The 25,884-nt window shown below is 73.2% G+C and carries 28 protein-coding genes; 18 read left to right on the forward strand and 10 right to left on the reverse strand.

What is annotated here, in order from left to right:
* Positions 1–28 precede the first annotated feature (28 nt).
* Entirely contained in the window at positions 29–607 is a 579-nt protein-coding gene (locus tag ABZ896_RS04285; protein WP_360921650.1) for an ABATE domain-containing protein, read from the reverse strand.
* Positions 608–746: 139 nt separating this feature from the next.
* On the opposite strand from ABZ896_RS04285, the gene ABZ896_RS04290 reads away from it, so the two are divergent.
* On the forward strand, positions 747–1,745 hold the full coding sequence (locus ABZ896_RS04290; protein WP_360921657.1) for a zinc-binding dehydrogenase: 999 nt from the start codon (positions 747–749) through the stop codon (positions 1,743–1,745).
* Positions 1,746–1,827: 82 nt separating this feature from the next.
* Complete coding sequence (locus tag ABZ896_RS04295; protein ID WP_360921660.1) at positions 1,828–2,733, forward strand: DUF3626 domain-containing protein; 906 nt, start codon at positions 1,828–1,830, stop codon at positions 2,731–2,733.
* Here the strand turns inward: ABZ896_RS04295 and ABZ896_RS04300 are convergent.
* Positions 2,688–3,308 (reverse strand): PAS domain-containing protein, encoded by a 621-nt coding sequence (locus ABZ896_RS04300; protein WP_360921663.1) that lies wholly within the window; start codon positions 3,306–3,308, stop codon positions 2,688–2,690. The two genes, ABZ896_RS04295 and ABZ896_RS04300, sit on opposite strands and share 46 nt — an antisense overlap.
* A 141-nt stretch (positions 3,309–3,449) precedes the next feature.
* Between ABZ896_RS04300 and ABZ896_RS04305 the strand changes: the two genes are divergently transcribed.
* From ABZ896_RS04305 to ABZ896_RS04320, 4 genes are all read left to right on the forward strand, one after another.
* Entirely contained in the window at positions 3,450–6,599 is a 3,150-nt protein-coding gene (locus ABZ896_RS04305; protein WP_360921665.1) for a cytochrome P450, read from the forward strand.
* A gap of 19 nt (positions 6,600–6,618) precedes the next feature.
* The gene (locus ABZ896_RS04310) at positions 6,619–7,608 is read left to right on the forward strand and encodes an aminoglycoside phosphotransferase family protein (protein WP_360921668.1); all 990 of its coding nucleotides are present in this window, start codon (positions 6,619–6,621) and stop codon (positions 7,606–7,608) included.
* A gap of 76 nt (positions 7,609–7,684) precedes the next feature.
* Positions 7,685–8,974 (forward strand): ROK family transcriptional regulator, encoded by a 1,290-nt coding sequence (locus ABZ896_RS04315; protein ID WP_360921671.1) that lies wholly within the window; start codon positions 7,685–7,687, stop codon positions 8,972–8,974.
* A gap of 123 nt (positions 8,975–9,097) precedes the next feature.
* On the forward strand, positions 9,098–9,307 hold the full coding sequence (locus tag ABZ896_RS04320) for a hypothetical protein (protein WP_360921837.1): 210 nt from the start codon (positions 9,098–9,100) through the stop codon (positions 9,305–9,307).
* 37 nt (positions 9,308–9,344) lie between these two features.
* Here ABZ896_RS04320 and ABZ896_RS04325 read toward each other — a convergent pair whose 3' ends face one another.
* Positions 9,345–10,373, reverse strand: coding sequence for an SDR family oxidoreductase (locus ABZ896_RS04325; protein ID WP_360921674.1), 1,029 nt, complete (start codon positions 10,371–10,373; stop codon positions 9,345–9,347).
* Between the two features lie 102 nt (positions 10,374–10,475).
* On the opposite strand from ABZ896_RS04325, the gene ABZ896_RS04330 reads away from it, so the two are divergent.
* Positions 10,476–11,135 carry a M15 family metallopeptidase gene (locus ABZ896_RS04330; RefSeq protein ID WP_360921677.1) on the forward strand — a complete coding sequence of 220 codons (660 nt, stop codon included), beginning with the start codon at positions 10,476–10,478 and terminating at the stop codon, positions 11,133–11,135.
* A gap of 21 nt (positions 11,136–11,156) precedes the next feature.
* Here the strand turns inward: ABZ896_RS04330 and ABZ896_RS04335 are convergent, their stop codons facing one another.
* The 4 genes from ABZ896_RS04335 to ABZ896_RS04350 are packed head-to-tail and all read right to left on the reverse strand — an operon-like array spanning position 11,157 to position 15,037.
* Positions 11,157–12,116 (reverse strand): SDR family NAD(P)-dependent oxidoreductase, encoded by a 960-nt coding sequence (locus tag ABZ896_RS04335; protein ID WP_360921680.1) that lies wholly within the window; start codon positions 12,114–12,116, stop codon positions 11,157–11,159.
* 34 nt (positions 12,117–12,150) lie between these two features.
* Entirely contained in the window at positions 12,151–13,293 is a 1,143-nt protein-coding gene (locus tag ABZ896_RS04340) for an aromatic acid exporter family protein (protein ID WP_360921840.1), read from the reverse strand.
* 1 nt (position 13,294) lies between these two features.
* Entirely contained in the window at positions 13,295–13,951 is a 657-nt protein-coding gene (locus tag ABZ896_RS04345) for an HAD family hydrolase (RefSeq protein WP_360921683.1), read from the reverse strand.
* 48 nt (positions 13,952–13,999) lie between these two features.
* Entirely contained in the window at positions 14,000–15,037 is a 1,038-nt protein-coding gene (locus ABZ896_RS04350; RefSeq protein WP_360921686.1) for a PHP domain-containing protein, read from the reverse strand.
* 175 nt (positions 15,038–15,212) lie between these two features.
* Between ABZ896_RS04350 and ABZ896_RS04355 the strand changes: the two genes are divergently transcribed.
* From ABZ896_RS04355 to ABZ896_RS04365, 3 genes are read left to right on the forward strand one after another with little or no spacing between them, the layout of a single operon-like run.
* A complete protein-coding gene (locus ABZ896_RS04355) occupies positions 15,213–16,022 on the forward strand; it encodes an SDR family oxidoreductase (RefSeq protein ID WP_360921689.1) in 810 nt (269 codons plus the stop codon).
* A gap of 13 nt (positions 16,023–16,035) precedes the next feature.
* Positions 16,036–17,052 carry a DNA topoisomerase IB gene (locus ABZ896_RS04360; protein ID WP_360921691.1) on the forward strand — a complete coding sequence of 339 codons (1,017 nt, stop codon included), beginning with the start codon at positions 16,036–16,038 and terminating at the stop codon, positions 17,050–17,052.
* 43 nt (positions 17,053–17,095) lie between these two features.
* Complete coding sequence (locus ABZ896_RS04365; RefSeq protein WP_360921694.1) at positions 17,096–17,332, forward strand: hypothetical protein; 237 nt, start codon at positions 17,096–17,098, stop codon at positions 17,330–17,332.
* A 12-nt stretch (positions 17,333–17,344) separates the two neighbouring features.
* Here ABZ896_RS04365 and ABZ896_RS04370 read toward each other — a convergent pair whose 3' ends face one another.
* Entirely contained in the window at positions 17,345–17,893 is a 549-nt protein-coding gene (locus tag ABZ896_RS04370) for a VanZ family protein (RefSeq protein WP_360921697.1), read from the reverse strand.
* Positions 17,894–18,031: 138 nt separating this feature from the next.
* On the opposite strand from ABZ896_RS04370, the gene ABZ896_RS04375 reads away from it, so the two are divergent.
* The 6 genes from ABZ896_RS04375 to ABZ896_RS04400 are packed head-to-tail and all read left to right on the forward strand — an operon-like array spanning position 18,032 to position 21,792.
* Positions 18,032–18,214, forward strand: a complete 183-nt coding sequence (locus tag ABZ896_RS04375) for a hypothetical protein (RefSeq protein ID WP_360921700.1) — start codon at positions 18,032–18,034, stop codon at positions 18,212–18,214.
* Entirely contained in the window at positions 18,211–18,663 is a 453-nt protein-coding gene (locus ABZ896_RS04380; protein WP_360921703.1) for a monovalent cation/H+ antiporter complex subunit F, read from the forward strand. Before ABZ896_RS04375 ends, ABZ896_RS04380 begins: the two co-directional genes overlap by 4 nt.
* Positions 18,656–18,922 carry a hydrogenase subunit MbhD domain-containing protein gene (locus ABZ896_RS04385; RefSeq protein ID WP_360921706.1) on the forward strand — a complete coding sequence of 89 codons (267 nt, stop codon included), beginning with the start codon at positions 18,656–18,658 and terminating at the stop codon, positions 18,920–18,922. The genes ABZ896_RS04380 and ABZ896_RS04385 overlap by 8 nt, the downstream gene beginning before the upstream one ends.
* Positions 18,919–19,674 (forward strand): hydrogen gas-evolving membrane-bound hydrogenase subunit E, encoded by a 756-nt coding sequence (gene mbhE / locus ABZ896_RS04390; RefSeq protein ID WP_360921709.1) that lies wholly within the window; start codon positions 18,919–18,921, stop codon positions 19,672–19,674. The genes ABZ896_RS04385 and mbhE overlap by 4 nt, the downstream gene beginning before the upstream one ends.
* Positions 19,675–19,684: 10 nt before the next feature.
* Entirely contained in the window at positions 19,685–20,032 is a 348-nt protein-coding gene (locus tag ABZ896_RS04395; protein WP_360921843.1) for a sodium:proton antiporter, read from the forward strand.
* Positions 20,032–21,792 carry a complex I subunit 5 family protein gene (locus tag ABZ896_RS04400; RefSeq protein WP_360921712.1) on the forward strand — a complete coding sequence of 587 codons (1,761 nt, stop codon included), beginning with the start codon at positions 20,032–20,034 and terminating at the stop codon, positions 21,790–21,792. The genes ABZ896_RS04395 and ABZ896_RS04400 overlap by 1 nt, the downstream gene beginning before the upstream one ends.
* Here the strand turns inward: ABZ896_RS04400 and ABZ896_RS04405 are convergent, their stop codons facing one another.
* Positions 21,793–22,455, reverse strand: a complete 663-nt coding sequence (locus ABZ896_RS04405; RefSeq protein ID WP_360921715.1) for a DUF4230 domain-containing protein — start codon at positions 22,453–22,455, stop codon at positions 21,793–21,795.
* Between the two features lie 153 nt (positions 22,456–22,608).
* Here ABZ896_RS04405 and ABZ896_RS04410 point away from each other — a divergent pair, with 153 nt between their 5' ends.
* Together ABZ896_RS04410 and ABZ896_RS04415 are read left to right on the forward strand one after the other, a co-directional pair.
* Positions 22,609–23,805 (forward strand): cytochrome P450, encoded by a 1,197-nt coding sequence (locus tag ABZ896_RS04410; protein WP_360921718.1) that lies wholly within the window; start codon positions 22,609–22,611, stop codon positions 23,803–23,805.
* A 62-nt stretch (positions 23,806–23,867) separates the two neighbouring features.
* The gene (locus ABZ896_RS04415; protein WP_360921721.1) at positions 23,868–24,032 is read left to right on the forward strand and encodes a hypothetical protein; all 165 of its coding nucleotides are present in this window, start codon (positions 23,868–23,870) and stop codon (positions 24,030–24,032) included.
* Here the strand turns inward: ABZ896_RS04415 and otr(A) are convergent.
* A complete protein-coding gene (gene otr(A) / locus ABZ896_RS04420; RefSeq protein ID WP_360921724.1) occupies positions 24,019–25,866 on the reverse strand; it encodes a tetracycline resistance ribosomal protection protein Otr(A) in 1,848 nt (615 codons plus the stop codon). The two genes, ABZ896_RS04415 and otr(A), sit on opposite strands and share 14 nt — an antisense overlap.
* Between the last annotated feature and the right edge of the window lie 18 nt (positions 25,867–25,884).

The raw sequence follows: 25,884 nt of genomic DNA on the forward strand, positions 1-25,884 counted from the left end.
CTCAGGGTGCGGACGTGGACGCGGCCCTTCAGGGCGCGGACGCCGCCCGGCTGCGGGAGCGGTACCCGGCGATCTTGGCGAGGTTGCCGCAGCGGTCCATCGAGCACCAGCGGCGCCGCCGGGACTGGGAGTCGTCCAGGAACAGCAGGGAGCAGTCCGGGTTTCCGCACTCCTTGACCCGCTCCAGCAGGGGCCCACGCACCAGGAGTACGGCGTCCCGCGCCACCGTCGACAGGGCCGCGCGGGCCGGACTGCGCGCCGCCCAGGGGGCCGGGCCCAGCTGGGGCGCGAGATCCGGCTGGGCGGCGACCGCGTTGACCCGCACGACGTCGGCCGGATCCCCCGCGCCCCCGGCCATCGAGGCGTGCAGGAGGCGGTACATGGCCTCGCGCAGCAGCCGGGCCTCGGCCAGCTCCCGCGCGGTGACCCGGACCTGGTTCTCGCCCGCGGCCAGCCCGGCCTCGGTGAACCAGCGGGACAGGGCGTCGGGGTCCGGGATCCGCTCCAGGGGCGTGGCATGCCGTTTTCCGAGCGTGGCGACGAAGTCGAGGCAGGGGCGGCCGCCGAGGAACGGGAACGCGAGCGCGGGATCGGGGCTGCCGGTCATGCGGTCGAGCGTACACCGGTTCATGTGGTGTCCGCGCGGAGCTGCGGGCACTTGACACCGGTTGAAGCGGTGTCCGATGGTGACACCAGTTCAATCGGTGTCAGTCGCTCCGGCGACTGCGGCAGAGAGCGGGTGCGGTATGCGTGCGGTGCGGATCGACGAGTTCGGCGGGCCGGAGGTGCTGGTGCCGGTCGAGGTGCCCGACCCGGTCCCTGGTCCGGGGGAGGTGCTGGTGCGGGTCGTCGCGGCGGGTGTGAACCGTGCGGACGCCCTGCTCCGCTCGGGCCGCTACCACCGGGCCGGGCGCCCGCCGTTGATACCGGGAGCGGAGGCCGCCGGGATCGTCGCGGCGGTGGGGGAGGGGGTGAGCGAGTTCTCGCCCGGGCAGCGGGTCGTCGCGTTGGACGGCGGCAAGTCCTCGGGCTTCTACGCCGAGGCGGCGACGGTGCCGGTCGACCAGGTGGTCGCCCTTCCCGACGGCATCGACCTCGTCCAGGCGGCCGCGCTGCCGATCGCCTGGCTCACGGCCTGGTACTGCCTGCGGGAGCTGGCCCGGGTCACCAAGGACGACACCGTCCTGGTGAAGGCCGCCGCGAGCGGGGTGGGCACCGCGGCCGTACAGATCGCCGTCGAGGCCGGTGCCCGGGTCATCGCCCTCGCCGGATCCCCCGAGAAGGCCGCCTGGGTGCGGGAGTTCGGCCCCCAGGTCGTCGTGGACACCTCCGCGCACCCGGACGAGGCCGAGGTCGAGGAGGTGCTCCGGCTCACCGACGGGCGCGGTGCCGACGTCGTCCTCGACACCGTCGGAGGGGCGTCCTTCGGGCGGAGCCTGCGCGAGGCCGGGCAGGGCGGACGGGTGGTCGCCCTCGCCAACGTCGCCCTGGAACCGAGCACCGTCGACACCCGCGACTTCTATCCGAAGAACGTCTCCATCCACGGCTTCCAGCTCACCAACCTCCAGATCCAGGGCTACGATCCCCGCCCGGACCTGCGCGAACTGGCCGAGCGGGTCGCCGCCGGGGTGTATCGCGTGCCGGTCGAGACCGTCCTCCCCCTGGAGCGGGCCCGGGCCGCCCACGAGCGGCTGGAGCAGCGCGGAAACCGCGGCAAGATCGTGCTCTCGGTGGCCGCGGAGTAGGGGGTTCCGGTCGACAAATGCCTTGCGGACGCCCCGCCCGGCGGGTGATCTTCGACGGGATGTCGTCGGTGAGGGAGAGTCCGTGGAGCACAAGGACATCGGGTCGCCACGCGCGCGTGCCGCACTGCGGCACGTGGCGGCCCTCTCGGAGGGTCCGGCGGTCGGCGCGGACGTGCGGATCACGCTGAACTTCCACCCGGACCGCCTCGCGGGCGGCCTGCCGATCCTGGCGGCGCTCGCCCAGGACGGCGCGTACCACTCGCAGTTCGTGACCGGCACCAGCAACGGCGGTCTGACCGCGCACCCCGGCGGCGACCGCTGGCGCTGGGAGAGCCGGATCTTCGGCGGGGTCTACGACGACGCGGCCCCGCACGAGCGGCCCGTGTACGGCGCGCTCAACTTCCGCCGCCAGATGGTCGGCGCGGCCCCGCGCTTCGGCTCCTCGCACTTCCGGCTCACCGGGGAGGCGCTCGCCCGCGCCACCTTCTGCTACCCCGACAGCGCGGCCGAGCCGGTCCATTTCGGCGTCGCCGCCGGGATGTCCCTGATCGCCCTGGCCGAGGTGGACGAGCAGGACGCCCTCAACGACTACATCGAGAGCCAGATCCACGGGGGTGTCGACCTCGCCCGGGACATCGAGGCGCTCGTCCTGGACGCGAGCTACCGGGACACACCCGTCGAGGCCGCGGCCCGTCGGCTCCCGGTGCCGGTCGAGTGGCACCCCGGCTACCGGCTCACCGTCGCCGACCTGCACCGCCACGCCGACTACCGCGGTCAGGAGTACGCCGACCTGGGCGAGTCGATCGCCGAGGACGGGACGGTCGACCCGCGGATCATCGGGGACGCGGCCCGCACCGGACGGTACGTACTCCAGGACCTCAAGATGGTGTGGCACACCCTGGCGCGCTTCGGGGCGCCGGAGGGGGCGTCTCCAGGGGGCGCCTACCCAGGGGGCCAGACGCCGGCGGTCAGCACGCCGAGCGCGTAGGCGCGCGCGACCAGTTCCGTACGGTTCCCCGCTCCCCACCGCGCCGACAGCCGCCGCAGGTGGTAGTTCACGCCGTCGGCGGTCAGCCCCGTCTCCCTGGCGGCCTGCGCGGTGCTGGCACCGCCCGCGAGGAGCGCCAGGATCCGCCGCTCCACGGGGCCGGCCTCGACAGCCGGCGCGACCGGCACCTCCCGTTCACCTGCCACCCGCAGCATCACCAGCAGGGAGGGCGTCTCCTCCACCGAGTCGCTCACCGGGTCCGCCGTCAACTCGCCGTACCGCTCCCCGCCTCCCGGCGCAGGCCAGCACACCGCCACCTGGTAGCGCGAGCGGTGCCGCAGCCGCAGCGCCTCGGCGATCCGCTCCACCTGGGTCGCCTCCTGCGGGCGGAACAACTCCAGCACGTCCTTGCCGCGCAGCCGCCCCGGGGTCGTCCCGCACTCCGCCGCCATCGCCGGATTCGCCAGCAGGACGGCGCCGTACACATCGCAGACCGCGACCGGCACCGAGACCCGGTCGAAGAGGAGCAGGGCGCGGTTGCGCCACACCACCGCCTCCGCGCGCTTCCGGTCCACCAGCACCTCCGGCCGCTCGGCGCAAGCACGACAGACATACCTGCACTACACAATCATGTAGTGCGGCGGCGCGGGCGGCCGGGGTCCGTCGAGCAGGCTGGAGCGCAGTACTCCCGTACCGCGAAAGGCAGTTGTCGCGCCATGCCCCCCACCGCGCAGACCACCCCCACCGAGATCCCCGTCGTCGACATCTCCGCCACCGGCCCCGGCCGCACCCCCCTCCAGCAGGTCATGGGGCTGATGCGCGAGCACGGTCCGCTGCTGGTGCGGCGGCTGCACGGGCGGGACGTCACCTTCGTCTCCGATCTGGACCTGGTCACCGAACTCGCCGACGAGAGCCGGTTCGCCAAGGCCGTCGGGCCCGCCCTGGAGAACGTCCGCGAGTTGGCCGCCGACGGACTGTTCACCGCCTACAACGACGAGCCCAACTGGGCCAAGGCGCACGACATCCTGATGCCCGCCTTCGCACTGGGCTCGATGCGCACCTACCACCCCGTGATGCTCCGGGTCGCCCGGCGGCTCATCGGGGCCTGGGACCGGGCCGCCCGGGACAAAAGGCCCGTGGACGTCCCCGAGGACATGACCCGCATGACCCTCGACACCATCGGACTCGCCGGGTTCGGCTACGACTTCGGCTCCTTCGACCGGGACGAGCCGCACCCCTTCGTCGAGTCGATGGTGCGCTGCCTGGAGTGGGCCATGACCCGGCTCGCCCGTACGCCGGGCGGCGACTACAGCGCCGCCGACGCGGCCTTCCGCACGGACGCCGACCACCTCGCCCAGGTCGTCGACGACGTCATCAGCGCGCGCGTCGCGTCCGGCGGGAGCGCCTCCGACGATCTCCTCGGCCTCATGCTCGACGCCCGGCACCCCGCCGACGGGACGACCCTCGACACCACCAACATCCGCAACCAGGTGATCACCTTCCTGATCGCCGGCCACGAGACGACCTCCGGCGCGATGTCGTTCGCGATGTACTACCTCGTCAAGCACCCGGCCGTGCTCCAGCTCGTGCGGCGCGAGGTCGACGAGATGTGGGGCGACAGCGCCGACCCGGAGCCCACCTTCGACGAGGTCGGACGGCTGACCTACACCCGGCAGGTCCTCAACGAGGCGCTCCGGCTCTGGCCCACGGCCTCCGCCTTCAGCCGGCAGGCCCGCGCGGACACCCTGCTGGGCGGGCGGATCCCGGTGCGCGCCGGACAGGCCCTCACCGTGGTCGCCCCGATGCTGCACCGGCAGCCCGTCTGGGGCGACAACCCCGAGCTGTTCGACCCCTCCCGGTTCACCCCCGAGGCCGAGGCCGCCCGCTCACCGCACGCCTTCAAGCCCTTCGGCACCGGTGAACGCGCTTGTATCGGGCGGCAGTTCGCCCTGCACGAAGCGACCATGCTGCTCGCCCTCCTCGTCCACCGCTACCGCCTGCACGACCACACCGACTACCGCCTCACCATCAAGGAGGCGCTCACCCTCAAGCCCGACGGCTTCACCCTCGCGCTCACCGCGCGCACCACCGCGGACCGCGCGCACACGCCCCTGCCGGGTGCCGTGTCCCGCCCCGAGGCCGCCACAACCGCCGACGCGAGCCTCCCCGCCCGGGTCCTCCCCGGCACCCGCGCCCTCTTCCTGCACGGCAGCAACTACGGCACCTGCCGTGACTTCGCGGCGGGGCTGGCCGACGAGGCCGCCCTCCTGGGCTGTGAGACCGAGGTCGCGGCCCTCGACGCCTACGCCGACGGCCTTCCCACCGACCGTCCGGTCGTGATCACCGCCGCCTCCTACAACGGCCAACCCACCGACGACGCACGGAAGTTCGCCGCCCGCCTGGAGGAGGAGCACGACCTGACCGGCGTCACCTACGCCGTCCTCGGCGTCGGCGACCGCAACTGGGCCGCCACCTACCAGCACGTCCCGACCCGCATCGACGAGCGCCTCACCGACCTGGGCGCCCGACGGCTCCTCGACCGCGCCGCCGGCGACGCCTCCGGAGACCTCACCGGCACGGTCCGCACCTTCACCGCGGACCTGCGCACGGCCCTGCTCCAGGAGTACGGCGACCCCGAGGCGACGACCGCCACCGAACCCACGGCCGCCTACGAGATCCGCACCCTCACCGCCGGCCCCCTGGACGCCCTAGCCGAGCGGCACGGCCTGACCCCCATGACCGTCACCGAGGCCCACGACCTCACCGCCCCCGGCCACCCCCGCCTCAAGCGGTTCGTACGACTCGCCCTCCCGGACGGCGTCACCTTCCGCACCGCCGACCACGTGACCGTGCTCCCGGTCAACGACAAGGCGCTCGTCGAACGGGCCGCCGTGGCGTTCGGCGTGGACCTGGACGCCGTCCTCGACATCCGCGCCACCCGCCCGCGCCGCGACGGACTCGCCGTGGACCGGCCGCTGACCGTACGCCAACTGCTCACCCATCATGTGGAGTTGCGGCAGCGCCCGACCGCCTCGGATCTGTCGGCGCTGGCCGCCGCCAACCCCTGCCCGCCGGAAAGGGTCCAGCTCCAAGGCCTGAGCGACGACCCGCGCACCCTCGTGGAGATCTTCGAGACCCACCCCGCCCTGCGCGGCGCGCTCGACTGGCCGGCCCTGCTCGACCTGCTCCCGCCGCTGCGCCCGCGCCACTACTCGGTGTCCTCGTCCCCGGCCGCCGACCCCCGGCACATCGACCTCATGGTCTCCCTGCTGGAGGCGCCCGCCCGCTCCGGGACCGGCACCTACCGGGGCACCGGTTCCGGTCATCTCACCGACGTCCAGCCCGGTGACACGGTCCTGGCCCGCATCCAGCCGTGCCGGGAGGCGTTCCGCGTCGACCACTCCGCCCCGGTCGTGATGATCGCGGCGGGCACCGGACTGGCACCCTTCCGCGGAGCCGTCGCCGACCGGGTCGCCGCCCTGCGCCGGGGCGACGAACTCCCGCCCGCGCTCTGCTACTTCGGCTGCGACGCCCCGGACGCCGACTTCCTGCACGCCGACGAACTGCGCTCCGCCGAGGCCGTCGGAGCGGTGCGGCTGCGGCCCGCCTTCAGCGCGGTCCCGGAGAGCGGCTTCGTGCAGCACCGCATCGCCGCCGAGGGCGACGAGGTCTGGGACCTCCTGCAGGCGGGAGGCCGGGTCTACATCTGCGGCGACGGTTCGAAAATGGCCCCCGGCGTGCGGGAAGCGTTCCGTACCCTGTTCCGGGACCGCACCCCGGGCGCCGACGACACGGCGGCCGGGCGGTGGCTCGACGGACTGGTACGGGACGGGCGATACGTCGAGGACGTGTACGCCGCCGGGTGACGTGAGGGAAAGGGGCGGGATGTCGGAGGACTCCTGGGACCGGGCGCGGCGGATTCTCGAGGAGGCGCGTCTCGCCCCGGACCGGCTCGCCGGCGTCCGGCCCCTGACCGGCGGCACCTACAGCACCGTCGAGGAACTCCTCCTGGACGACGGCACCCGCTACGTCCTCAAGACGGCGCCCGCGCCCACCGTCCCGGGCATGCGCTACGAGCGCCGACTCCTCGTCTCCGAGGTGGAGTTCTACCGAGCCGCCGCCGAGGCCGACGTCGAGGCGCCGCACGTCCTGGCCGTCGGCGAGGAGGCGGGCGTACCGCATCTGCTGCTGACGGCGTGTCCCGGCACGCCTTGGGACGACTCGGTCACCGAAGCCGAACAAGCGGTGCTGCGCCGGGAGTTGGGCTGTCAGCTGGCCCGCCTGCACACCGTGACCGGACCCGGCTACGGCTACCCCTCCGGCGCCCTCGGCCCGCTCGCCCCCGACTGGCGGACCGCCGTCACCGGCATGGTCGAGGCCGTCCTGGACGACGCCCGCTACTACACGTCCCGGCTGCCCCGCTCCGTCGACCAGATCACCTACATGATCGAGGCCGCCTACCCCGCCCTCGACGAGGTCACCGTCCCTGCGCTGGTCCACTTCGACCTCTGGGACGGCAACATCCTCGTCGACCGCCCGGCCGACGGGGAGCCCCGCATCGGCGGACTCATCGACGGGGAGCGGATGTTCTGGGGCGACCCCCTCGCCGACTTCGTCTCCCTGGCCCTGCTCGGGGACATCCAGAAGGACGAGGCCTTCCTCGCGGGCTACCGGGAGGCGGGCGGCCGCGCCGAGTTCGACACCCCGGCCCGGCTGCGCCTGGCCCTCTACCGCGCCTACCTCTACCTGATCATGCTGGTCGAGACGGGTCCCAGGGCGGTCGACGTGGAGCAGGAACGCTGGGTGCAGGCGGTCGTCGCCCCCGAACTCGTCGTCGCCCTGGACGAGATCGAGATGCTCGCCGCCGGATCCTGATCGCCGGTCCTGATCACCTTGATTCATCCACCCCTTACCTCATAGTGTGAATTAAGGGTCTGAGGAAGGGAACGCCATGACGGGGCGCAACGGGCGTACGGTACGCGATCTCCGGCGGGCCAACCGCACCGCCGTACTGCAACGCCTCTACTTCGACGGACCCCTCAGCCGCTTCGAGCTGGGCCCGGTCACCGGCCTCAGCTCCGGCTCGGTCAGCAACGTCGTCGCCGACCTGGTCGCCGACGGCCTGGTCGAGGAGGCCGGCAGCGTCGACTCCGACGGCGGCCGCCCCCGCACCCTGCTGCGGGTCGCGCCGGGCAGCGGCCACATGATCGGGGTCGACGTCGGCGAGACCCGGGTGCGCGTCGAGCTGTTCGACCTCACCCTCACCGAACTCGCCCGCGCCGAGCGCCCGTTGACCCCGCAGCGCTACGCCGTCGAGGTGATCGTCGGGCACATCCGGGACGGCGTCGCCGAGGTCCTGGACGGCGCCGGCCTCGCCCCCGAACGGCTCCTCGGGGTCGGCATCGGCGTCCCCGGCATCGTCGAGCACACTCCGGAGCGGGGCGCCGTGGTGCACGGCCAGACCATCGGCTGGGACGGGGTCCCGCTCGAAGCGCTGCTGCGCACCGGCTCCCCGCTGCCCGCCGGGGTGCCGTACTTCATCGACAACGGCGCCAAGACCCTCGGCCAGGCCGAGATGTGGTTCGGCGGCGGCCGGGGCGCCCACAACGCGGTCGTCGTCCTGTTCGGCTCCGGGGTCGGTGCCTGTCTGGTGACGCCCGAGGTGGAGCACGGGCGGGCGGTCGAATGGGGGCATCTGACCGTACGGGTGCGGGGGCGCCGCTGCCGCTGCGGGGCCCTCGGCTGCCTGGAGGCCTACGCCGGTGCCGAGTCGCTCCTCGAACGCTGGCGGGAGGCGGGTGGCGGCCCGCCCGAGGGCACCGACGAGGAGACGGCCCTGACCGCCCTGCTCGCCGCCGCCTACCCGGTCGAGGGCGGCGAGGCCGACCCGGTCGCGCTGGGTGTCCTGGAGGAGACCGCCGAGTACCTGGGGGCAGGCCTGTCCGACCTGATCAACCTCTTCCAGCCCGAGCGGATCCTCATCGGCGGCTGGGCCGGGCTCCAGCTGGGCGCGCGGTTCCTGCCCGCCGTACGACGCCACGCGTCCTCGTACGCCCTCAGGTACCCGGCCGAGAAGGTCACCGTCGACCTCGGGAAGCTCGGGCCCGACGCGGTCACCGTCGGCGCGGCGATCCTGCCCCTCGACGACTTCTTCGCCCGCGGCGGCCGTCGCGCCGAACCCGCGCCCGAGGGTCCGGCACCGGCCTGGCGGACCGCTCTGGAGGAGCGCGCCCCGCACTGACGTTTCGCGGACCGGGCCGGAGGTACTCGCGCTCCCGCGCGGAAGCCCCGCGTGGGAAAGGAGCACGCCGTGGACCACCGCAACGAGGGCCCCGGAGAGAACGGCACCGCCGTCCCGCGGGACATGCCGGACCAGCAGGCACGGGAGGGGGAGGACCCCTGGGAGGTCGCGCCGTTCGTCGCCGACGGCGATCAGGAGGACGAGGACTCCGACGCCTCCGACGCCGGCACCGACGTGCCCGACACCGACGAGGCCGGCACCGGGCGGCAGGGCGTGCCGCGGACGGACACCGTGCACCCGGAGCATCCGGGGCCGCAGGAGTCCACGGGGTGACCTCTCCAGGAGTCCACGGGGGTGACCTCTCGGTGATTCAGCCGACCTTGCGGCCCTTCATCGGTTCCGTCCCCGCGCCCGCTCCCTGCTGCATCCCCCGCAGGAACTCCTCCAGCACCTCGGCCGCCGTGTGCTCGGGACGCCACCCCAGCTCCGTACGCGCGCGCGTGCAGTCCATCAGCGGGAGCCTGAGCACGGCGTCGAACAGGTGCGGGGACGCGGGCAGCAGATGCAGCCCCCAGGCCGCGGCGATCGCCGAGCGGGCCGCCGTGCGAGGCAGCCGGACCGGGCGGGCGCCCAGCATCTCGCCCAGCATGTCGGCGTCGACCGGCGGCTCGCCCGCCAGGTTGAAGGCACCGGAGACCTCCGAGCGCACCGCCAGCACATAGGCGTGGGCCGCGTCGTCGGTGTGCAGGGCCTGGACCCGAAGGCCCGGGACGTCGGGGAGGACGGGCAGCAGTTCGGGGCGGGCCAGCGGGCCCGGCAGGAAGCGGCCGCCGAAGATCCTGCGCTGCTCGCTCGCCGACTCCCGCTTGAACAGGAACGCCGGGCGCATCCGCACCACGCGGACCGCCGGGTGGTCGCGCTCGAAGGTGTCCAGGGCCCGCTCCAGATACGCCTTCTCCCGGCAGTACGCCGCGTCCGGCCAGCCGTGCGTCGGCCACGACTCGTCCACCGCGTGCCCCTTCGGGCCCGGCGAGTAGGCGCCCACGGAGGAGGCGTGCACCAGCGTCGGCACCTTGGCCGCCGCCACCGCCTCGAAGACCCGGATCGTGCCGAGGACGTTGGTACGCCAGGTCGTCGCCGGATCGTGGGTCGGCTGGAACGCCCAGGCCAGATGGATCACCGCGTCGGCGTCCGCGAACTGCTCGGCCAGATCGGCCTGTTCGGACGCCAGGTCGACGGCCGACCACTCCGTCCGCGGCGGCGACGAGTCGGGGATCCGCCGGGCCAGCCCCAGCACGGAGCCGGTCTCCGGGTCCTGGGAGAGCAGGCGCACCACGCTGGTTCCGACGTTGCCGGTGGCGCCCGTGACGACGATCCTGCTGCCCGTTGCGGTGCTCATCTCGGCTCCTCACGGCCGTCGGGACGGCGGAGACCACCGGGTACCCGGCCCTCGGCGACCCACGCGGGTCGAAACGGCCCCGCGGACTGCGAGAATCGGACCATGAGTAGCGAGATCATCCTGATATCCGACCCCCGCGTCGTCGCCGTGCCCGTGCGGGACGAAGGCGAAGCACTGGTGGACGTGAGCGACCACCTTCTCGTCGACGACCGGAAGAACCCGGACTTCGGCGGCGCCGAGGTCTATCTGCGGCAGGGGGTCCTCGACAGGCTGGTCCAGGCACAGAAGCTGCTGCCCGCCGGACTGCGGCTGCTCTTCGTCGAGGGGTACCGGCCGCCCTCCCTCCAGCGCGCCATCTTCGACGACTACTCCTCCGGGCTCCGTGCCCTGCACCCCGACTGGTCCGCCGAGCAGATCCGCTCCGCGGCCAGCCGCTATGTCTCCCCGCCGGAGATCGGTCCGCACACCGCCGGCGCGGCGGTGGACCTGACTCTGGCCGACGCCGACGGCCGTGAACTCGACATGGGCTCGCCCTTCGACGCCACCCCAGAGGAGAGCGACGGCGCCTGCTACACGGACGCCGCCAACATCAGCGAGGAAGCGAGGGCCAACCGCAAGGTCCTCGGCGCCGCGCTGAGCGACGCGGGCATGGTCAACTACCCGACGGAGTGGTGGCACTGGTCCTACGGCGACCGCTACTGGGCCCTGATGACCGGGGCGCCCGCCGCCCTGTACGGGCCGAGGGAACTCGACGCGCAGTAGGGGGCGGCGGACTCTCCGGGGTCAGGCGAACGCGTTCACGCCGGTCAGCTCGGCCGACAGCGTCCACAGCCGGGCCGCCTGCTCCGGGTCGATCGCCCAGTCCTTGACGCCGCCGCTCTCGTCGCCCTCGACGGCGGGCTCGGCGATGTCGCAGTCCTCCAGGTAGACCCCGCCCATGCCGTCCAGCTGGGGGGAGGCGGCGGCCCACACCTGGGTGGCCGCGCCCTGCTCCGGGGTCTTGAAGATCTCGGGGTGCAGGAGTTCGCCCTGCTCGTCGATCCAGCCGCGCTCGACCATCTCCTCCTTGGCGAGGTGGCGCTGGAGCGGGGTGAGGATGCCGCCGGGGTGCAGCGCGAAGGCCCGTATGCCACGGTCCCGGCCGAGGCGGTCGAGATGGACGGCGAACAGGACGTTCGCCGTCTTCGCCTGGCCGTAGGCCTGCCACTTGTCGTAGCCCTGCCGCCAGTGGATGTCGTCCCAGCGGACGCCGGAGTTGTGGTGGCCTCGGGAGGACACCGACACGACCCGGGCGCCGCCGGGCTCGATCGCCGGCCACAGCCGGTTGACCAGGGCGAAGTGGCCGAGGTGGTTGGTCGCGAACTGCGTCTCCCAGCCGGGGCCGACCCGGGTCTCCGGGCAGGCCATGATCCCGGCGTTGTCGATCATGAAGTCGATGGTGCGGCCGGAGGCGAGGAACCGCTCCGCGAAGCCGCGCACGCTCTCCAGGTCGCCGAGGTCGAGATCGTCCACCTCGACGCGCTCCAGGCCGGCCAGGGCCTCCCGCGCCGCGTCGGGACGCCGGGCCGGAACGACGACCCGGGCGCCCGCCTTGGTGAGCGCGCGCGTGGTCTCCAGCCCCAGCCCCGAATAGCCACCGGTGACGATCGCGAGCCGGCCGGACAGGTCGACACCGGCGAGAACGTCGTCGGCGGTGCTCCGAGCCCCGAACCCCGAACCGATCTTGTGCTGTGCAGTGTTCATGCTGGGAACGCTACGAATTGGAGTGCGCTCGAAGTCAAGAGGGGACCGTCTCGCTCCAGAGGTTCTCGACCTGGAGGAGGAGGGTGCCGAGGACTGTTGTGCGGGTCGCCTGGTAGCCCGCGTGGTCCAGGAGGCGCCCCTCCAGGCGGGTGTGCAGATCCCGCAGTGCCTCGCCGTCCGGGGCGACGGTGTCGCCGGTGCCCAGCAGGCGTTCGCTCTCCGCGTGGCAGGCGTCGGCGATCAGGTCCAGAAGCTCGGCGTAGGCGTGGAGTTCGGGTCCGTCGGGCGGGACGGGGGAGCGTCCTTCGTCGGCCGCGACGGACAGGGTCCGGGTCAGCACCCTGATGTGCCCGGTGACCCGGCTCCACCGTTCGTCGTCCGCCTCCGGCGGCACCGGCCCCGGAGGCCGCCGTACGACACGCAGCGGCCCGGTCGTCAGCCGCAGGCTCTCCCGGCTCCAGGCACGGGCCGCGCGCAGTGTCTCCAGCCGGCGCTCCAGGCTCGCGCAGGCGCTGGACCAGCGGGCCGCGGTCTGCGCGTCCCACTCGGAGGTCCGCAGGTCGGCGGCGACGGTGTGCAGCAGATCGCCCGCCTCCCGGGCCAGCGCCGCGAGGTTCTCGCGGACGTCCCGCAGATGGATCGGCGGCAGGACCAGCGCGTTCACGGCGACCCCGATCACCGCGCCGAGCGCCGCCTGCCCCACCCGGTGCCCCACCTCGACCGCCTCGGCGGTGCCGGTGGCCAGGGTGAACAGCGCGGTCGTGGCCGCGAAGACGCCCTGGTCGCCGAAGCGGGGCCAGTTCGCGAGGAGCATCAGCACCGGAACGGACAGCGCGAGCGCGCCCACCGTGTTCCCGGTCAGCCACTGGGCCGCCGACGCCACCAGCGTTCCCGCGCAGATCGCCGCCACCTGCTGCCCGGCTTGGCGCAGCGAGCTGTAGACGGTGGCCTGCACCAGGACCAGCGCCACCCAGGACGCCATCAGCGCCATCGGGTCGTTCAGCCAGACGCTCGACACCGTCCAGGCGAGCAGCGCGGCCGCCGCGGCCTTGAGCGACTGCACGAACAGGTCCCGCTCCCGCCCGGGCCCGCGCCAGGCAGCCCGCGCGGCCCGGCCCACCGAGCGCGTGTCCTGTCGTACGACCGTCGTCACCCGGGAGAGCCACTCCGGGCGCACGTCAGGCAAAGGGGCTGTCCGCCAGGGACGCCAGCAGCTGGGCGGGGTCGTCGTAGATCGTCCCGGCGCCCGCCTCCACCAGGTCCGCGCGGGGGATTCCGCCGCACAGCACGCCCACGCAGCGCACCCCGGCGCGACTGCCGGCCCGCATGTCCCAGACCGTGTCGCCGACGAAGACCGCGTGCTCGGCGGGGACTTCGGCCAGTTCCAGGGCGTGCTCGACGGGTTCGGGCGAGGGCTTGCCCTCTTCGACGTCGTCGGCGCTCGCGGTGGCGGCGATCGCGTCGTCCGCGCCGATCGCCCGGCGCAGCGCGGACAGCTCCGAGCCGCCCGCCGAGGTGGCGAGGACGACCCGCCAGCCCGCGCTGTCCAGCCGCCGCAGGAGCCGGCCCGCGTCCTCGAGCGGGGGCAGCCGGTCGAAGTACTGCCCGTACAGGGCCTTGTGGGCGGCGCTCAGCTCGGCGTCCCGCTCCTTGTCGCGGTCGTCGCCGAGGAGATGGGCGATCAGGTCGTCGGAGCCCAGGCCGATGGCCCGGTGGACGGCGTGCATCGGCACCCGGTGACCGGCCTGGCGGAAGGCCTCCCACCAGGTGGTGACATGCAGGTGGTTGGTGTCGACGAGGGTGCCGTCGACGTCGAACACAGCCGCCCGTTCCATACGCGGTTCCTTTCGCGTGCGTTCCTTCTCCGGCGGACGAGTACCACGTCAGGGCCCTGCCACTCGGGACGGTGTCCGGCCCTCCCGGGTCCACGCCAGCAACTCCTCGCGGCTCCACGTGGTCACGACCCGCTCGGGCGGCACCCCGCACTCCTCGGCGCGGGCACAGCCGAGGATCTGCCAGTCCAGCTGGCCGGGCGCGTGCGCGTCGGTGTCGACGGAGAACAGCACGCCCGCGTCGACCGCCTGCCGCAGCAGCCGGCGCGGTGGGTCGAGGCGTTCCGGACGGCTGTTGATCTCCACGGCCGTCCCGGACTCGGCGCACGCGGCGAACACCTCCGCCGCGTCGAACTCCGACTCCGGCCGCCCCCGCCCGGTCACCAGCCGTCCCGTGCAGTGCCCGAGGACGTCGGCGTGCGGATCGCGTACGGCGGCCACCATGCGCCGGGTCATCGCGCGGGCCTCCATGCGCAGCTTGGAGTGCACGGACACGACCACGACGTCCAGGCGCTCCAGCAGCTCCGGCTCCTGGTCCAGGGAGCCGTCGTCGAGGATGTCGCACTCGATGCCGGTGAGCAGCCGGAACGGCGCCCAGGTGGTGTTCAGCTCCGCGACCACGTCCAGCTGGTGCCGCAGCCGCTCGGGGGACAGGCCCCGGGCCACGGTCAGACGGGGGGAGTGGTCGGTGAGGACGGCCCACTCGTGGCCGAGCGCCGCCGCGGCCCGGCCCATCTCCTCGATCGGGCTGCCGCCGTCCGACCAGTCCGAGTGCAGATGGCAGTCCCCGCGCAACAGCGCCCGCAGCGCCTGCCCGCCCCCGGTGAGCGGCTTGCCGGCCTCGCCCTCCAGCTTCTCCAGATAGCCCGGCACCCCGCCGGCCAGCGCCTCCCGGACCACCTGGGCCGTCTTCGGGCCGATGCCCTTGAGCGACTCCAGCGACCCGGCCTCCGACCGCTCGCGCACCTCGTCGGCGGAGAGCCCGGACAGCACGCGGGCCGCCGTACGGAAGGCACGCACGCGGTACGTCGGCGCCAGGGACCGCTCCAGCAGGAAGGCGATCCGGTCCAGGGCCGCGACGGGGTCCATGCCACCTCCTCCTCCGGAGACCTACCAGGGTTCCCCAGGGGGAGGGGTGGCGCACGTCGGCCGGTCCCGTGCGTCCGGCGTGACGGGCGCGCGGTTTGTCCGGTGGCGCGTCGGGTACTGCGATGCCTCGTCCGATCCGTACCGCTCTCGGACGCGTCCACGAGGAGGTCCTGCCATGTCCGCCCCCACCGCACCCCGTACCAAGGTGGCCGTGATCACCGGTGCCGACTCCGGCATCGGCAGGGCCACCGCCGTCCGGCTCGCCCGGGCGGGGATGGACGTCGGGATCACCTGGCACACCGATCTCCAGGGCGCGGAGGAGACCGCCGAGGAGGTGCGCGCGCACGGGCGGCGGGCCGCCGTGGCCCAGATGGACCTGACCCGGCTGCCGGTCGCCGCAGGCACGGTCGACGAGCTGTGCGACCGGCTCGGGCGCCTCGACGTCCTGGTCAACAACGCGGGTACGGGCACCATGACGCCCTTCCTCGACCTGGAGCTGGACACCGTCCGCGAGGTCCTCGACGTCGACCTCGTCGGCCCCTTCCTGTGCGGACAGCGCGCGGCCCGGCACATGATCCGGCAGGGCGACGGCGGCCGGATCGTCAACGTGACCTCCGTGCACGAGCACCAGCCGCGGGTCGGCGCGGCGCCGTACTGCGCGGCCAAGGGCGGACTCGGTCTGCTCACCCAGGTCATGGCCCTGGAGCTCGCCGAGCACGGCATCACCGTCAACGCGGTCGCGCCCGGAGAGATCGCCACGCCGATGACCGGCCAGGAGGACACCGACCCGCACACCGAGGACCGCCCCGGCGTCCCGCTCGGCCGCCCCGGCGACGCGCGTGAGGTGGCCGCCGTGATCGCCTTCCTCGCCGGCCCGGAGGCGTCGTACGTCACGGGCGCGTCCTGGAGCGTGGACGGCGGGATGCTGCGGATGGGACCGCAGGCGGGCTCGCATTTGGAGGACGACGAGTGGCGGCGGCCTTGAGAAGGGGCCGCCGGTGAGACTCCGCACCAGCTCCTGCGACCGCCCCGGACTCACCCGCGTCCGCTGCGGTCGCGGCTTCCGCTACCGGGACGAGTCGGGCGCCGCCGTCAAGGACCCAGAACAGCTCGCCCGCATCCGAGGGCTGGTCATCCCGCCCGCCTGGCGGGACGTGTGGATCTGCCCGTGGCCCAACGGGCACCTCCAGGCCGTCGGCACCGACGACGCCGGTCGCCGCCAGTACCTCTACCACGAGGAGTTCCGGGCCCGGCAGGAGCAGGCCAAGCACGAGCACGTGCGGGAGGTCGCCCGGGCCCTGCCCGCCCTGCGCGAGCAGGTCACCGCCGACCTCGCGGGCCGCGGCCTCAGCCGCACCCGCGTCACCGCCTGCGCGGTCCGCCTCCTCGACCTCGGGTTCTTCCGGATCGGCAGCGACCGGCACACCCGCTTCAGCGAGACCTACGGCCTGACCACGATGCTCAAGGAGCACGTCACCTGCGGTCGCGAGGAGCTGACCTTCGCCTTCCCGGCCAAGGGCGGCACCGAGATCGTCCGCGCGCTCGTCGACGACGGGGCCCTGACCGTCGTACGCGCGCTCAAGCGCCGCAGGCGGGGCGGGGAGCGGCTGCTCGTGTACTGGGAGCGGGGCGCCTGGCACGACCTGCACGGCGCGGACCTGAACGAGGCGCTGCGCCGGCTGTCCGGCACCGACATCACGGCCAAGGACTTCCGCACCTGGCACGCCACGGTCCTGGCCGCCGTCGCGCTCGCCGTCACCGCCGAGGAGGCCCGGGCCACCGCGGCGGCCCGGCACCGGCAGACGGTCCGTGCCGTCCGGGAGGTGAGCCACTACCTGGGCAACACCCCGGCGGTGTGCCGCGCCTCGTACATCGACCCGAAGGTCTTCGAACTGTTCGAGCGGGGCGAGACGATCGCCCCCGCGCTCACCCGGCTGGGCGAACACGGGGACTTCGGGCGTCCGGCCACGCAGGGGGCCGTGGAGGCGGCGGTCCTGGACCTGCTCGGCGGGTGAACCACGACTCTCCCTTCCGGGCGATGCGTTCTACGCTCGGTCCATGACCGAAATAGCGAGCCCGCACATCGCCAACCCGCGGATCATGGTGCTCGGGGTCCAGCCGACCACGCCGCCGTTCCGGATCGTGGAGATCGACGGTGAGGTGGTCGGCGAGGCCAGGACCGTCACCGACGTGCTGGAGGCAGCCGCCGCCTTCGGTATCACGGTCCACGACCTGGACGACCCGGACGTCATCCGCTGGGTGGGCGGCGACAAGTTCACCTGGACCCGGCACTGACCCCCACGGCGCTTACGCCTTCTTCGCGGGCTTGTGCACCGCCCGGCTCAGCCGCCGACCGAGCAGCAGGTAGCCGATCAGGGCGCCGCTCGTGTTGAGGATGACGTCGTCGATGTCGAAGGCGCGGCCCTCCACCAGGGCGCCCTGCGCGAACTCGACCAGCAGCATGACCACGGCCGTCAGCAGCAGGATCCTGAGGATCCCACGGGTCTTCGGGGCGATGACCGGGACCAGGATGCCGAACGGCACGCCCAGCAGGATGTTCCCGCCGATCTGCCGGATCGCGTCCCGCATCTCCGGCTGGTCCAGATAGAGCTTGAGCGAGGCGCCCGGATGCAGGTTGGTGTGCGTGAGGTCGACCGACGCGGGCGAGGGTTCCAGCGTCAGCCGGGCCAGGATGACGGCGAACGCCACCATGAAGGCGAACGCGAACACCATCGCCACGAACCGGACGACGAGCGAGAGCGGATTGCGCCGCGGGCGGACGGGCTTCGGCGCGCGCTCGCTCTTGGCGGTATCGGCGTCCGACGCCGCTCGCGAACGTGAGGGTGCCCAGGCCATGACGGTCCTCCACTCATCAACTTCCCTCTGTGGTAAGGCGATTACCCCTGAACGACCCGAGAATGCGTTCGCCTCGCAACCGCTCGCGGTTTCCCCTCGTGCGGTCGGGGCACTCCGGACCCACAACGGAGGTGGCACATGAACAGGCGTACGACCCTCCTGGCCACGGCCGAACTCCTTGCCTGGTGGACCGGGATCGCCGCCCTCTGGCTCGTGCTCGTCAGCACCGTGGACGTCCTGGAGGTATCGGTCGGTGCCGGTTGCGCCGCCGCGGGCGCGCTCGCCGCCCGGGCCGCCCGGCGGGCGGTGACCGGACGGTGAACGGCTGGACGCTCGCGGCGACCGTCACGCTCACCGGGGGAGTGGGCGCGACCGTCTGGGGCGTCGCCACCGGACCGCTGCGCCGCCGGGTGGTGGCGCAGAACCTGTGCACCGCGTTCGCCTGCCCCGCCCTCCTGCTGCTCTCCCAGGCCTACGGCCGTCCCTCGTACGTCGATCTCGCCCTGGTCCTCGCCCTGCTGGGCCCGGTCGGCACCCTGGTCTTCGCCCGCCTGCTCGCCGACGAACTGGCCGCCGACCCGCCCCGCGCCTGGGCACTGACCTACGCGGCCGCCGCCGTCGGCGCCGTGGTCGTCCCGGCGCTGTGCGTGGCCACCGGGCCGAGCCGCGCCATGGTCAAGCTCCTGGTCGTCGGCGCACTGCTGATCGGCGGGAACCTCGTCGCCTCCCGCGCCCTGTCCGGCGGCTTCCCCGGGATCCGCCGTGGCTGACGCGGTGATCGTCGTCGCGCTGCTGCTGGTCGCCGCCTCCGCGACCGCGGCGGTGGCCGTCCGCGACCCGGTCCGCCAGGCCCTCGTCCTGTCGGTGCTCGGCGTGGTCCTCGCGGTGCTGTTCACCGTGCTCCAGGCCCCCGACGTGGGCCTGTCCCAGCTCGCCGTGGGCTCCGCCCTCACCCCGCTGCTGCTCCTGCTCGCGGTCCACAAGGTCAAGCGGCGGGGACGCGATCCCGAGAAAGGGCCCCGCAGGTGAACCCGCGGGTGCGGCTGTGGCTCGTGCTGGTGGGCGGCGCCGGTCTGGCCGCCCTGTTCGCGGCCGCCTGCCTCGACCTCCCCCGCTTCGGCGGCGACCGCCACCCCTACGGCGACCGGGCCGTGCACACCTCGCTGGCCCGGCACACCGCCAACACCGTCTCCTCCGTCAACTTCGACCAGCGCGCCTTCGACACCCTCGGCGAGATGACCATCCTGTTCGCGGCCGTCCTCGGCTGCGTGGTCCTGCTCCGCCAGACCCGCGACGAGCGCCGCGAACGCCCCTGCCCCGAGGAGGTGGCACGGCCCGTTCGCCGCTACGCCCTCCTCGTCCTGCCCGTCGCCCTGCTCACCGGCCTCTACATCGTCGCCCACGGCCAGCTCAGCCCCGGCGGCGGCTTCCAGGGCGGGGTCGTCGCCGCGACCTCCCTGCACCTGCTCTACCTGGGCGCCGACTACCGCGCCCTGGAACGCGTCCGCCCGATCGGCCTGTTCGAGGCGGGCGACGCGATCGCCGCCTCCGCCTACCTGGTCACCGGCCTCGCGGGCCTCATCGGCGGTACGGCCTTCCTCGCGAACACCCTCCTGCCGTACGGCACCTTCAACACGCTGTCCTCCGGCGGCACCGTCCCGTTGCTGAACGCGGCCATCGGCATGGAGGTCGCCTGCGCGGTCGTCGTCCTGCTCGCCCGTTTCCTGGACCAGGCCGTCGAGATCGAGCCCTCCGGGGCCGAGAGCCACGAGAAGAGGTGAGAGCACCGTGATGGACGTCCTGCCCTACCTGGTCGCCGGCTGGGTCTTCCTGGCGGGCTGCTACGGCCTCGCCACCAGCCGCAACCTCATCCACGCCGTCGGCTGCCTTTCCGTGTGCCAGGCCGGAACCTACGTCCTGCTGCTGGCCGTCGGCTACCGCGACGGCGCCACCGCCCCCGTCTTCTCCGACATCGAGCCCGGCTCCCGCCCGGTCGTCGACCCGGTGGTGCAGGCGCTCGCCCTCACCGACGTCGTCGTCGGCGCCACCGTCACCGCCCTGCTCCTCGCCCTCGTCGTGCAGATCTCCAAACGGCACGGCACCGTCGACCCCGACGAACTCTCCGAGCTGCGCGGCTGATGAGCGACCTGCTGCCACTGCTCGTGGCCGTGCCCCTGCTCGGCGCCGCCCTGCTGATCGCCGGCGGGCGCCTGGTGCCCCGGGTCGTCGCCGAGACCGTGGGCTGCGCGGTCTGCGCCGCTACGGCCGCGCTCGCGCTGGTGCTCCTGCTGCACTCCTCGCCGCCCGCCGTGGAATGGGTCGGCGGCTGGACACCCGTGGACGGGGAGAGCGTCGGCATCGTCCTGGTCGGGGACGGCCCCGGCCTCGGCATGGCCGCGCTCGCCTCCCTGCTGACGCTGGCGGCCCTGGCGTACTCCTGGCACTACTTCGACGAACCGCCGAGCGGGCACGCCGGGTCCTTTCCCGCGCTCCTGCTGCTCTTCCAGGGCGGGATGTGCGGGTTCGCGGTCGCCGGGGACCTCTTCAACGCCTTCGTGTGGTTCGAGCTGATGAGCGTCGTGGCGTACGCGCTGACCGGCTACCGGGTCGAGGAGGCGCGGGCCGTGCAGGGCGCGCTGACCTTCGCCGTCGTCACCTCGCTCGGCGCCTACGCCCTGCTGATGGGGCTCGGGTTGCTGTACGCGCGGACCGGAGAGCTGGCCATGCGCCAGATCGGCCGGGGCCTCGACGCGCACGGCCGGCCCGACGCGCTCGTCCTCGCCGCCTTCGTCCTCGTCCTGACCGGTCTGCTGGTCAAGGCCGCCGCCGTGCCCTTCCACTTCTGGCTGCCGGACGCGCACGCCGTCGCCCCCACCCCGGTGTGCATGCTGCTCTCCGGCGTCATGGTCGAACTCGGCGCCTTCGGCGTCTGGCGCGTGTACAGCACCGTCTTCGCCGGGCCCGGCGGGATCCCGGCCCCGGAGTTCGAGCGGGCCCTCGTGGTGCTCGGTGCGCTGACCGCCGTGATCGGCGCGGTGATGTGCTGGTACCAACGGCACATCAAGCGGCTGCTCGCCTACTCGACCGTCGCCCACACCGGCCTCTTCCTCGTCGGCATCGGCGTGCTCAGGCCGGAGGCCGACGACGGGATCGCCCTGTACCTCCTCGGGCACGCCGGAGTGAAGGCCGCCCTGTTCGCCTGCACGGGCATCCTCCTCGACCGGTACGGCAGCGTCGACGAGCACGCCCTGCACGGCAGGGCGAGGGAGCTGAAGGGGGTCGCGGTGATGTTCGCCCTGGGCGGGCTGGGCCTCGCGGGCCTGCCGCCCTTCGGCACGGCACTCGGCAAGGCCGTCACCGAGGAGGCCGTGGGCGGCCCGCTCACCGTGCTGTACGTGCTGGTGAGCGCGGTGACCGCCGGAGCGGTTCTGCGCGTGGCCGCCCGGGTCTTCCTGGGCCTGGGCCCGCGGCCCGAGGCGGGGAAGGGGTACGAGACGACCGGCTCCGGCGAGCGGCCCGAGACCCGGCACCGGCTCGGCCGGATCCCGGACACCATGACGGTCGTACCCGCCGTCCTGCTCACCGCCGCCCTCGCGGCCGGCATGGCCCCCGGTTTCGCCGAGGTCGTCGCACGCTCCGTGAACGAGGCCGGATCCGCGGGACCGGCCACCGCCGTGCACTGGAGTGCGCCCGGTGTCCTGCTGGGCCTGCTCTCGACCCTGCTCGCCGGGTGCCTCGCCCTCCTCGCCGTCACCCGCCCGAAACTGCTCGCCGCGCCGGACTGGGCGACGCCCCTCAGGCGTCTCCAGTCCGGGCACGTCGGCGACTACGTGGCCTGGGTGCTGGTCGGCACGACCGTGCTCGGCGCGCTCACCCTGCCGGGCACGATCGGCGGCTGATCAGGTGCCGTAGGTGACGGTCACCTTCGTGAAGCCGAGGGAGCGCAGCAGCCCCTCCAGCATGTTCGTGGTGTTGGACTCCGCGCGCTTGGTCAGTTCGCTCTCCTTGGCCGCCTCGGTGATGTGCTTCACCGCGAGCTTCTGCACGGCCTGTTCGCCGTTGGGGTTGTCGGAGAAGAGGTCCCCGAGCCGGTCGAGGAGACCGCGGCTCTTGGAGACCGCGTAGGAGCGGTCGACGTCCAGGCTCGCCTTGCCGAGTTGGGCGTGCGGCAGGTGCAGGGTGGCGATCGTACGGTCGTCGTTGACCGTCACGTCGTTCTTGGCGACCTTGCCGAGGTCGACGTAGGCGTCGACGGTGCCCGCCCCGACGTACAGGGTGCGGGAGCCGCGGATCGCGTCGGGCAGGTACTTGGTGTCCTTCTCCAGGTCCACGACGACCTGGAAGTTGCCGGAGGCGGCGTCGTAACGGCTGATGTCCTGGATGGACTCCAGAAGTGCGGGACCCGAGCGGTCGTGGGTCTCCGTGCCGAACAGGTCCTTGAGGCCAGGGAGCACACTGAACCGGATCCCGGCGAAGAACACCACGAGCACCACCACGACGGCGGTGAGTATCTTCGCCCAGCCGGGCATGCGCCTGGACACGCGCCTGATGGGAGTCGTCATGCGACGGCCCTCCTTCCTACTGGACACGTTTGCCCCACGACGGCCGCCAAAAGCCTTGCCGAAACGTCTTGTTGACCGATTGCGACACTGACGGGAGCGCGCGTGGCGCACTAGCGTGGAGAACTCTGCGTACGGCCGTGTCTGGAGACCCGGATGAGCGCTGACAGTACGTCCCGGACCCTTCGCCCCATGCACCGCATCCCCCTCCCGGAGTCCGGACCGCCCCGGCTGACCGCCCTGGCCACCGGAACCCCGGTATGGCTCGTCACCCGCTACGCCGACGTGCGCCAGGTGCTGATGGACCCGCGGTTCGACCGGAAGTCCCTCAAGGCCCCGGACGCCCCGCCGCTCCTCGTCGTGCCGAATCTGCTCGACGCCCCCGAGGGGCTGCTCAACCAGGACGGCCCGCCCCACCAGTTGCTGCGCGGCACGGTCCAGCGGGCTTTCACCCCGCGCGCGATCGCCCGCTGGCGGCCCTGGACCGCGGCCGTGGTGGAGACCCTCCTCGACGACCTCGCCGCGCGGCCGCAACCCGCGGACATCGTCGAGTCGTTCACCCGGCGGCTGCCCGTCTCCGTGATCGCCCGGCTGATGGGCCTGGAGGACGCCGACTGGGAACGCATCCGGTACTGGGCCGACCACGCCCTCTCCGGCGGGGCGCACTCCGCCGAGGAAGTCGGCGCGGCCATGCGGGAGTTCGGGGTGTTCGCCTGGGAAGTGGTCGTCGAGCGGCGGAAGAACCCCGGGGACGATCTGGTCAGCGCGCTGGTCGCCGCGGGTGACGAACTCGGCATCGAGGAGGTGCGGTTGGTCACGTTGGTCCTCGGCCTGGTCGTCGCCGGACACGAGACGACCATGACGGCCCTCGGCAACATCGTCGTCCGGCTGCTGACCGACGCGGACGGGCGGGAGGTGTGGGCGCGGCTCGGGCAGAGCGAGGAGAGCGCGTCCATCGCCGTCGAACAGTTGCTGCGGACCGTGCCGTTGAGTGAGGGGCGGGTGCTGCCGGGGCTGATCCGGCGGGCGGTCGAGGACGTGGAGGTCGGCGGGGTGACGATTCCGGCGGGGGCGGTGGTCGCCGTGCAGACCAACGCGGCCAACCGCGACCCCGAGGTCTTCCCGCCCTCCGGCACCGACCTGTTCGCCCCCCTGCCGACCCCGAGCGTGGTCTTCGGAGCGGGCCCCCACCACTGCCTGGGCGCGTGGCTGGCCCGCCTGGAACTGGGGTTGGCCCTGCACCGCCTGGCGGCCCGATTCCCTGGCCTGCGCGCCGAGTTCACACCGGAGGGGATCGAGTGGCGGGAGGGGCAGATGACACGGGGGCCGCGGAGGCTGCCGGTGTCGTGGTGAGGTCTCGGCGCGCGAGCCTTTAGAGTTGAACGCGTTCAAATCCTGGACGCGAGGAGGGTGCGGTGGGGGCGGGCGTCGTCCTGGTGCTGTTCTTGATCTACGGCCCCTTCGCGGCGCTGTTCAGCGTCCTGGTCGGTTCGCGGTCGTCCGGGCGGGCGGGCTGGCTGACCGCGACCGCCCTGGTCCTCCTGCCGCTCGCCCTGCTGATCGGCTTCATGGCGCCTTGAGTTCGCGGTCACCCGAGGGCTTGGACCACCACATCCCCTCGCCGTGCGTGAGCCCCGGCAGCCGTAGCTCGATCTCCCGTACCCGGCGGGCCGGGAGTTCTCCGGAGATCAGCCATGATGTGGTGCCGCCTGTGGTGCTGCCGAACTCGGCTCCCGCGGCGGCGAGTTGGGATGTCACCGGTGCCAGGGCGTCCAGCGGGACCTCCGCCTCGAACGTGTGGCACGGTTCGTACAGGCGCGTGCCCGCCCGTTCCAGGGCCCGGCGCAGGACGAGCGGCGTGAGGTCGCGGAAGTCGGACGCCTTGCTGAGCGGGCCCACGAAACCGGAGCGGATCAGGGTGACGCGGTAGTCCGTGACGGGCGCTCCGGTCAGACCGGAGCGCATGGTCACGTGGACCGTCTCCTCGATCGCCTGGTGGAACGCCCGGGGCAGCGCGCCGAGTTCGGTCTCGTAGGCGAACACCCCGCCGGAGCCGCGCGGTCCCGGCTCGACCCGGAGCCCGATCGTCGCCCAGTACCGGGTGCCGAGCAGCCAGGGCAGCTCCTCGCAGGATTCGCCGACGCCACGCGGCCGTTCCAGGAACCGCACCCGGCCGGGCTCGAAGTCCGCCTCGACGCCGAAGTCCTGGGCGAGGGTCGCCGCGAGCACCTCCATCTGGACCTCGCCGTACAGGAGCAGCGAGGTGGCACCCCCGGCCGAGGGGCGGGCATGGATCAGGGGGTCCTGGTCGGCCAGGGCCAGCAGCGCCTCGCGGAGCCGTGCGGCCTGCTCGGGGTGACGGGCGGTGACCAGGGTCTCCAGGGTCGGGGGCGCGAACTGCGGCACGCGCTCGCCGAGTTCACCGAGCCGGTCGCCCACGCGCAGGCCCGTGGAGAACACCAGCCCGGCGATGTTCCCCGCCGTCAGCGCACCGGTGACACCGAGACGGGTGACCCGTCCGGACACCCGGGCCGTCGTGCCGTCGGCCTCGCGGCGCAGGAACGTCAGTCGCTGACGCTCCGTCACCTCACCGCCGTAGAGCCGGAGATACGCGATGCGCTCACCGCCGGGTCCGGTCCGGACGGCGAACACCGTGCCCCGCGGGGTGCCCGGTGTCGTGGGGGTCGGCGGGATCAGGCGGGTGATGCCCTCGACCAGTTCGGGGATGCCCTGTCCGTCGAGGGCCGAGCCGAAGAACACCGGGTGGAAGGAGCCGTCGGCCGTGCGGGCGGCGAGGGCGGACCGGAGGCCGTCCGGGGTCGGCGCGGGGCCGTCCACGACGGCGGCCAGGACGTCGGCGTCCACCTCGGCGAGGGCTTCGGCGACCGTCGGGCCGTAGGGCACGGACGTCACCCGGGCGTCCGGCGTGCCGATGTCCGTCACCTCCGTCAGCGGAGCGACGTACGGCGTCAGTCTGCGCCGGATGTCGGCGAGCAGGCCCTCGGAGCGGGCGCCCGCGCGGTCGACCTTGTTGACGAAGACCAGCGTCGGCAGCCGGAGCCCGCGCAGGGTGCGCATCAGGACACGGGTCTGCGCCTGGACGCCCTCGACGGCGGACAGCAGGAGGACCGCGCCGTCCAGGACCTCCAGGGCGCGCTCGACCTCGGCGATGAAGTCGGAGTGCCCTGGGGTGTCGATGAGGTTGATCCGGGTGTCGCCGACGGTGAAGGAGGCGACCGCGGAGCGGACGGTGATGCCGCGCTGCCGCTCGATCGCGCCGTCGTCCGTACGGGTGTCGCCGGCGTCGACGCTGCCGAGCCGGTCGATCGCGCCGTGGTCGAAGAGCAGCCGCTCGGTGAGGCTGGTCTTACCCGCGTCGATGTGGGCCAGAATGCCGATGTTCAGGGTGTGCATGCGGAGTCGAGTCCTCGG

The organism is Streptomyces sp. NPDC047072 (assembly GCF_040643855.1).
Lineage (GTDB): Bacteria > Actinomycetota > Actinomycetes > Streptomycetales > Streptomycetaceae > Streptomyces.

What these genes read in the sequence shown, in the direction of transcription:
- ABZ896_RS04285 (WP_360921650.1), bottom strand. Translation starts at nt 607, where the DNA reads ATGACCGGCAGCCCCGATCCCGCGCTCGCGTTCCCGTTCCTCGGCGGC.
- ABZ896_RS04290 (WP_360921657.1), top strand. Translation starts at nt 747, where the DNA reads ATGCGTGCGGTGCGGATCGACGAGTTCGGCGGGCCGGAGGTGCTGGTG.
- ABZ896_RS04305 (WP_360921665.1), top strand. Translation starts at nt 3,450, where the DNA reads ATGCCCCCCACCGCGCAGACCACCCCCACCGAGATCCCCGTCGTCGAC.
- ABZ896_RS04310 (WP_360921668.1), top strand. Translation starts at nt 6,619, where the DNA reads ATGTCGGAGGACTCCTGGGACCGGGCGCGGCGGATTCTCGAGGAGGCG.
- ABZ896_RS04315 (WP_360921671.1), top strand. Translation starts at nt 7,685, where the DNA reads ATGACGGGGCGCAACGGGCGTACGGTACGCGATCTCCGGCGGGCCAAC.
- ABZ896_RS04320 (WP_360921837.1), top strand. Translation starts at nt 9,098, where the DNA reads ATGCCGGACCAGCAGGCACGGGAGGGGGAGGACCCCTGGGAGGTCGCG.
- ABZ896_RS04325 (WP_360921674.1), bottom strand. Translation starts at nt 10,373, where the DNA reads ATGAGCACCGCAACGGGCAGCAGGATCGTCGTCACGGGCGCCACCGGC.
- ABZ896_RS04330 (WP_360921677.1), top strand. Translation starts at nt 10,476, where the DNA reads ATGAGTAGCGAGATCATCCTGATATCCGACCCCCGCGTCGTCGCCGTG.
- ABZ896_RS04335 (WP_360921680.1), bottom strand. Translation starts at nt 12,116, where the DNA reads ATGAACACTGCACAGCACAAGATCGGTTCGGGGTTCGGGGCTCGGAGC.
- ABZ896_RS04345 (WP_360921683.1), bottom strand. Translation starts at nt 13,951, where the DNA reads ATGGAACGGGCGGCTGTGTTCGACGTCGACGGCACCCTCGTCGACACC.
- ABZ896_RS04350 (WP_360921686.1), bottom strand. Translation starts at nt 15,037, where the DNA reads ATGGACCCCGTCGCGGCCCTGGACCGGATCGCCTTCCTGCTGGAGCGG.
- ABZ896_RS04355 (WP_360921689.1), top strand. Translation starts at nt 15,213, where the DNA reads ATGTCCGCCCCCACCGCACCCCGTACCAAGGTGGCCGTGATCACCGGT.
- ABZ896_RS04365 (WP_360921694.1), top strand. Translation starts at nt 17,096, where the DNA reads ATGACCGAAATAGCGAGCCCGCACATCGCCAACCCGCGGATCATGGTG.
- ABZ896_RS04370 (WP_360921697.1), bottom strand. Translation starts at nt 17,893, where the DNA reads ATGGCCTGGGCACCCTCACGTTCGCGAGCGGCGTCGGACGCCGATACC.
- ABZ896_RS04375 (WP_360921700.1), top strand. Translation starts at nt 18,032, where the DNA reads ATGAACAGGCGTACGACCCTCCTGGCCACGGCCGAACTCCTTGCCTGG.
- ABZ896_RS04395 (WP_360921843.1), top strand. Translation starts at nt 19,685, where the DNA reads ATGGACGTCCTGCCCTACCTGGTCGCCGGCTGGGTCTTCCTGGCGGGC.
- ABZ896_RS04400 (WP_360921712.1), top strand. Translation starts at nt 20,032, where the DNA reads ATGAGCGACCTGCTGCCACTGCTCGTGGCCGTGCCCCTGCTCGGCGCC.
- ABZ896_RS04405 (WP_360921715.1), bottom strand. Translation starts at nt 22,455, where the DNA reads ATGACGACTCCCATCAGGCGCGTGTCCAGGCGCATGCCCGGCTGGGCG.
- ABZ896_RS04410 (WP_360921718.1), top strand. Translation starts at nt 22,609, where the DNA reads ATGAGCGCTGACAGTACGTCCCGGACCCTTCGCCCCATGCACCGCATC.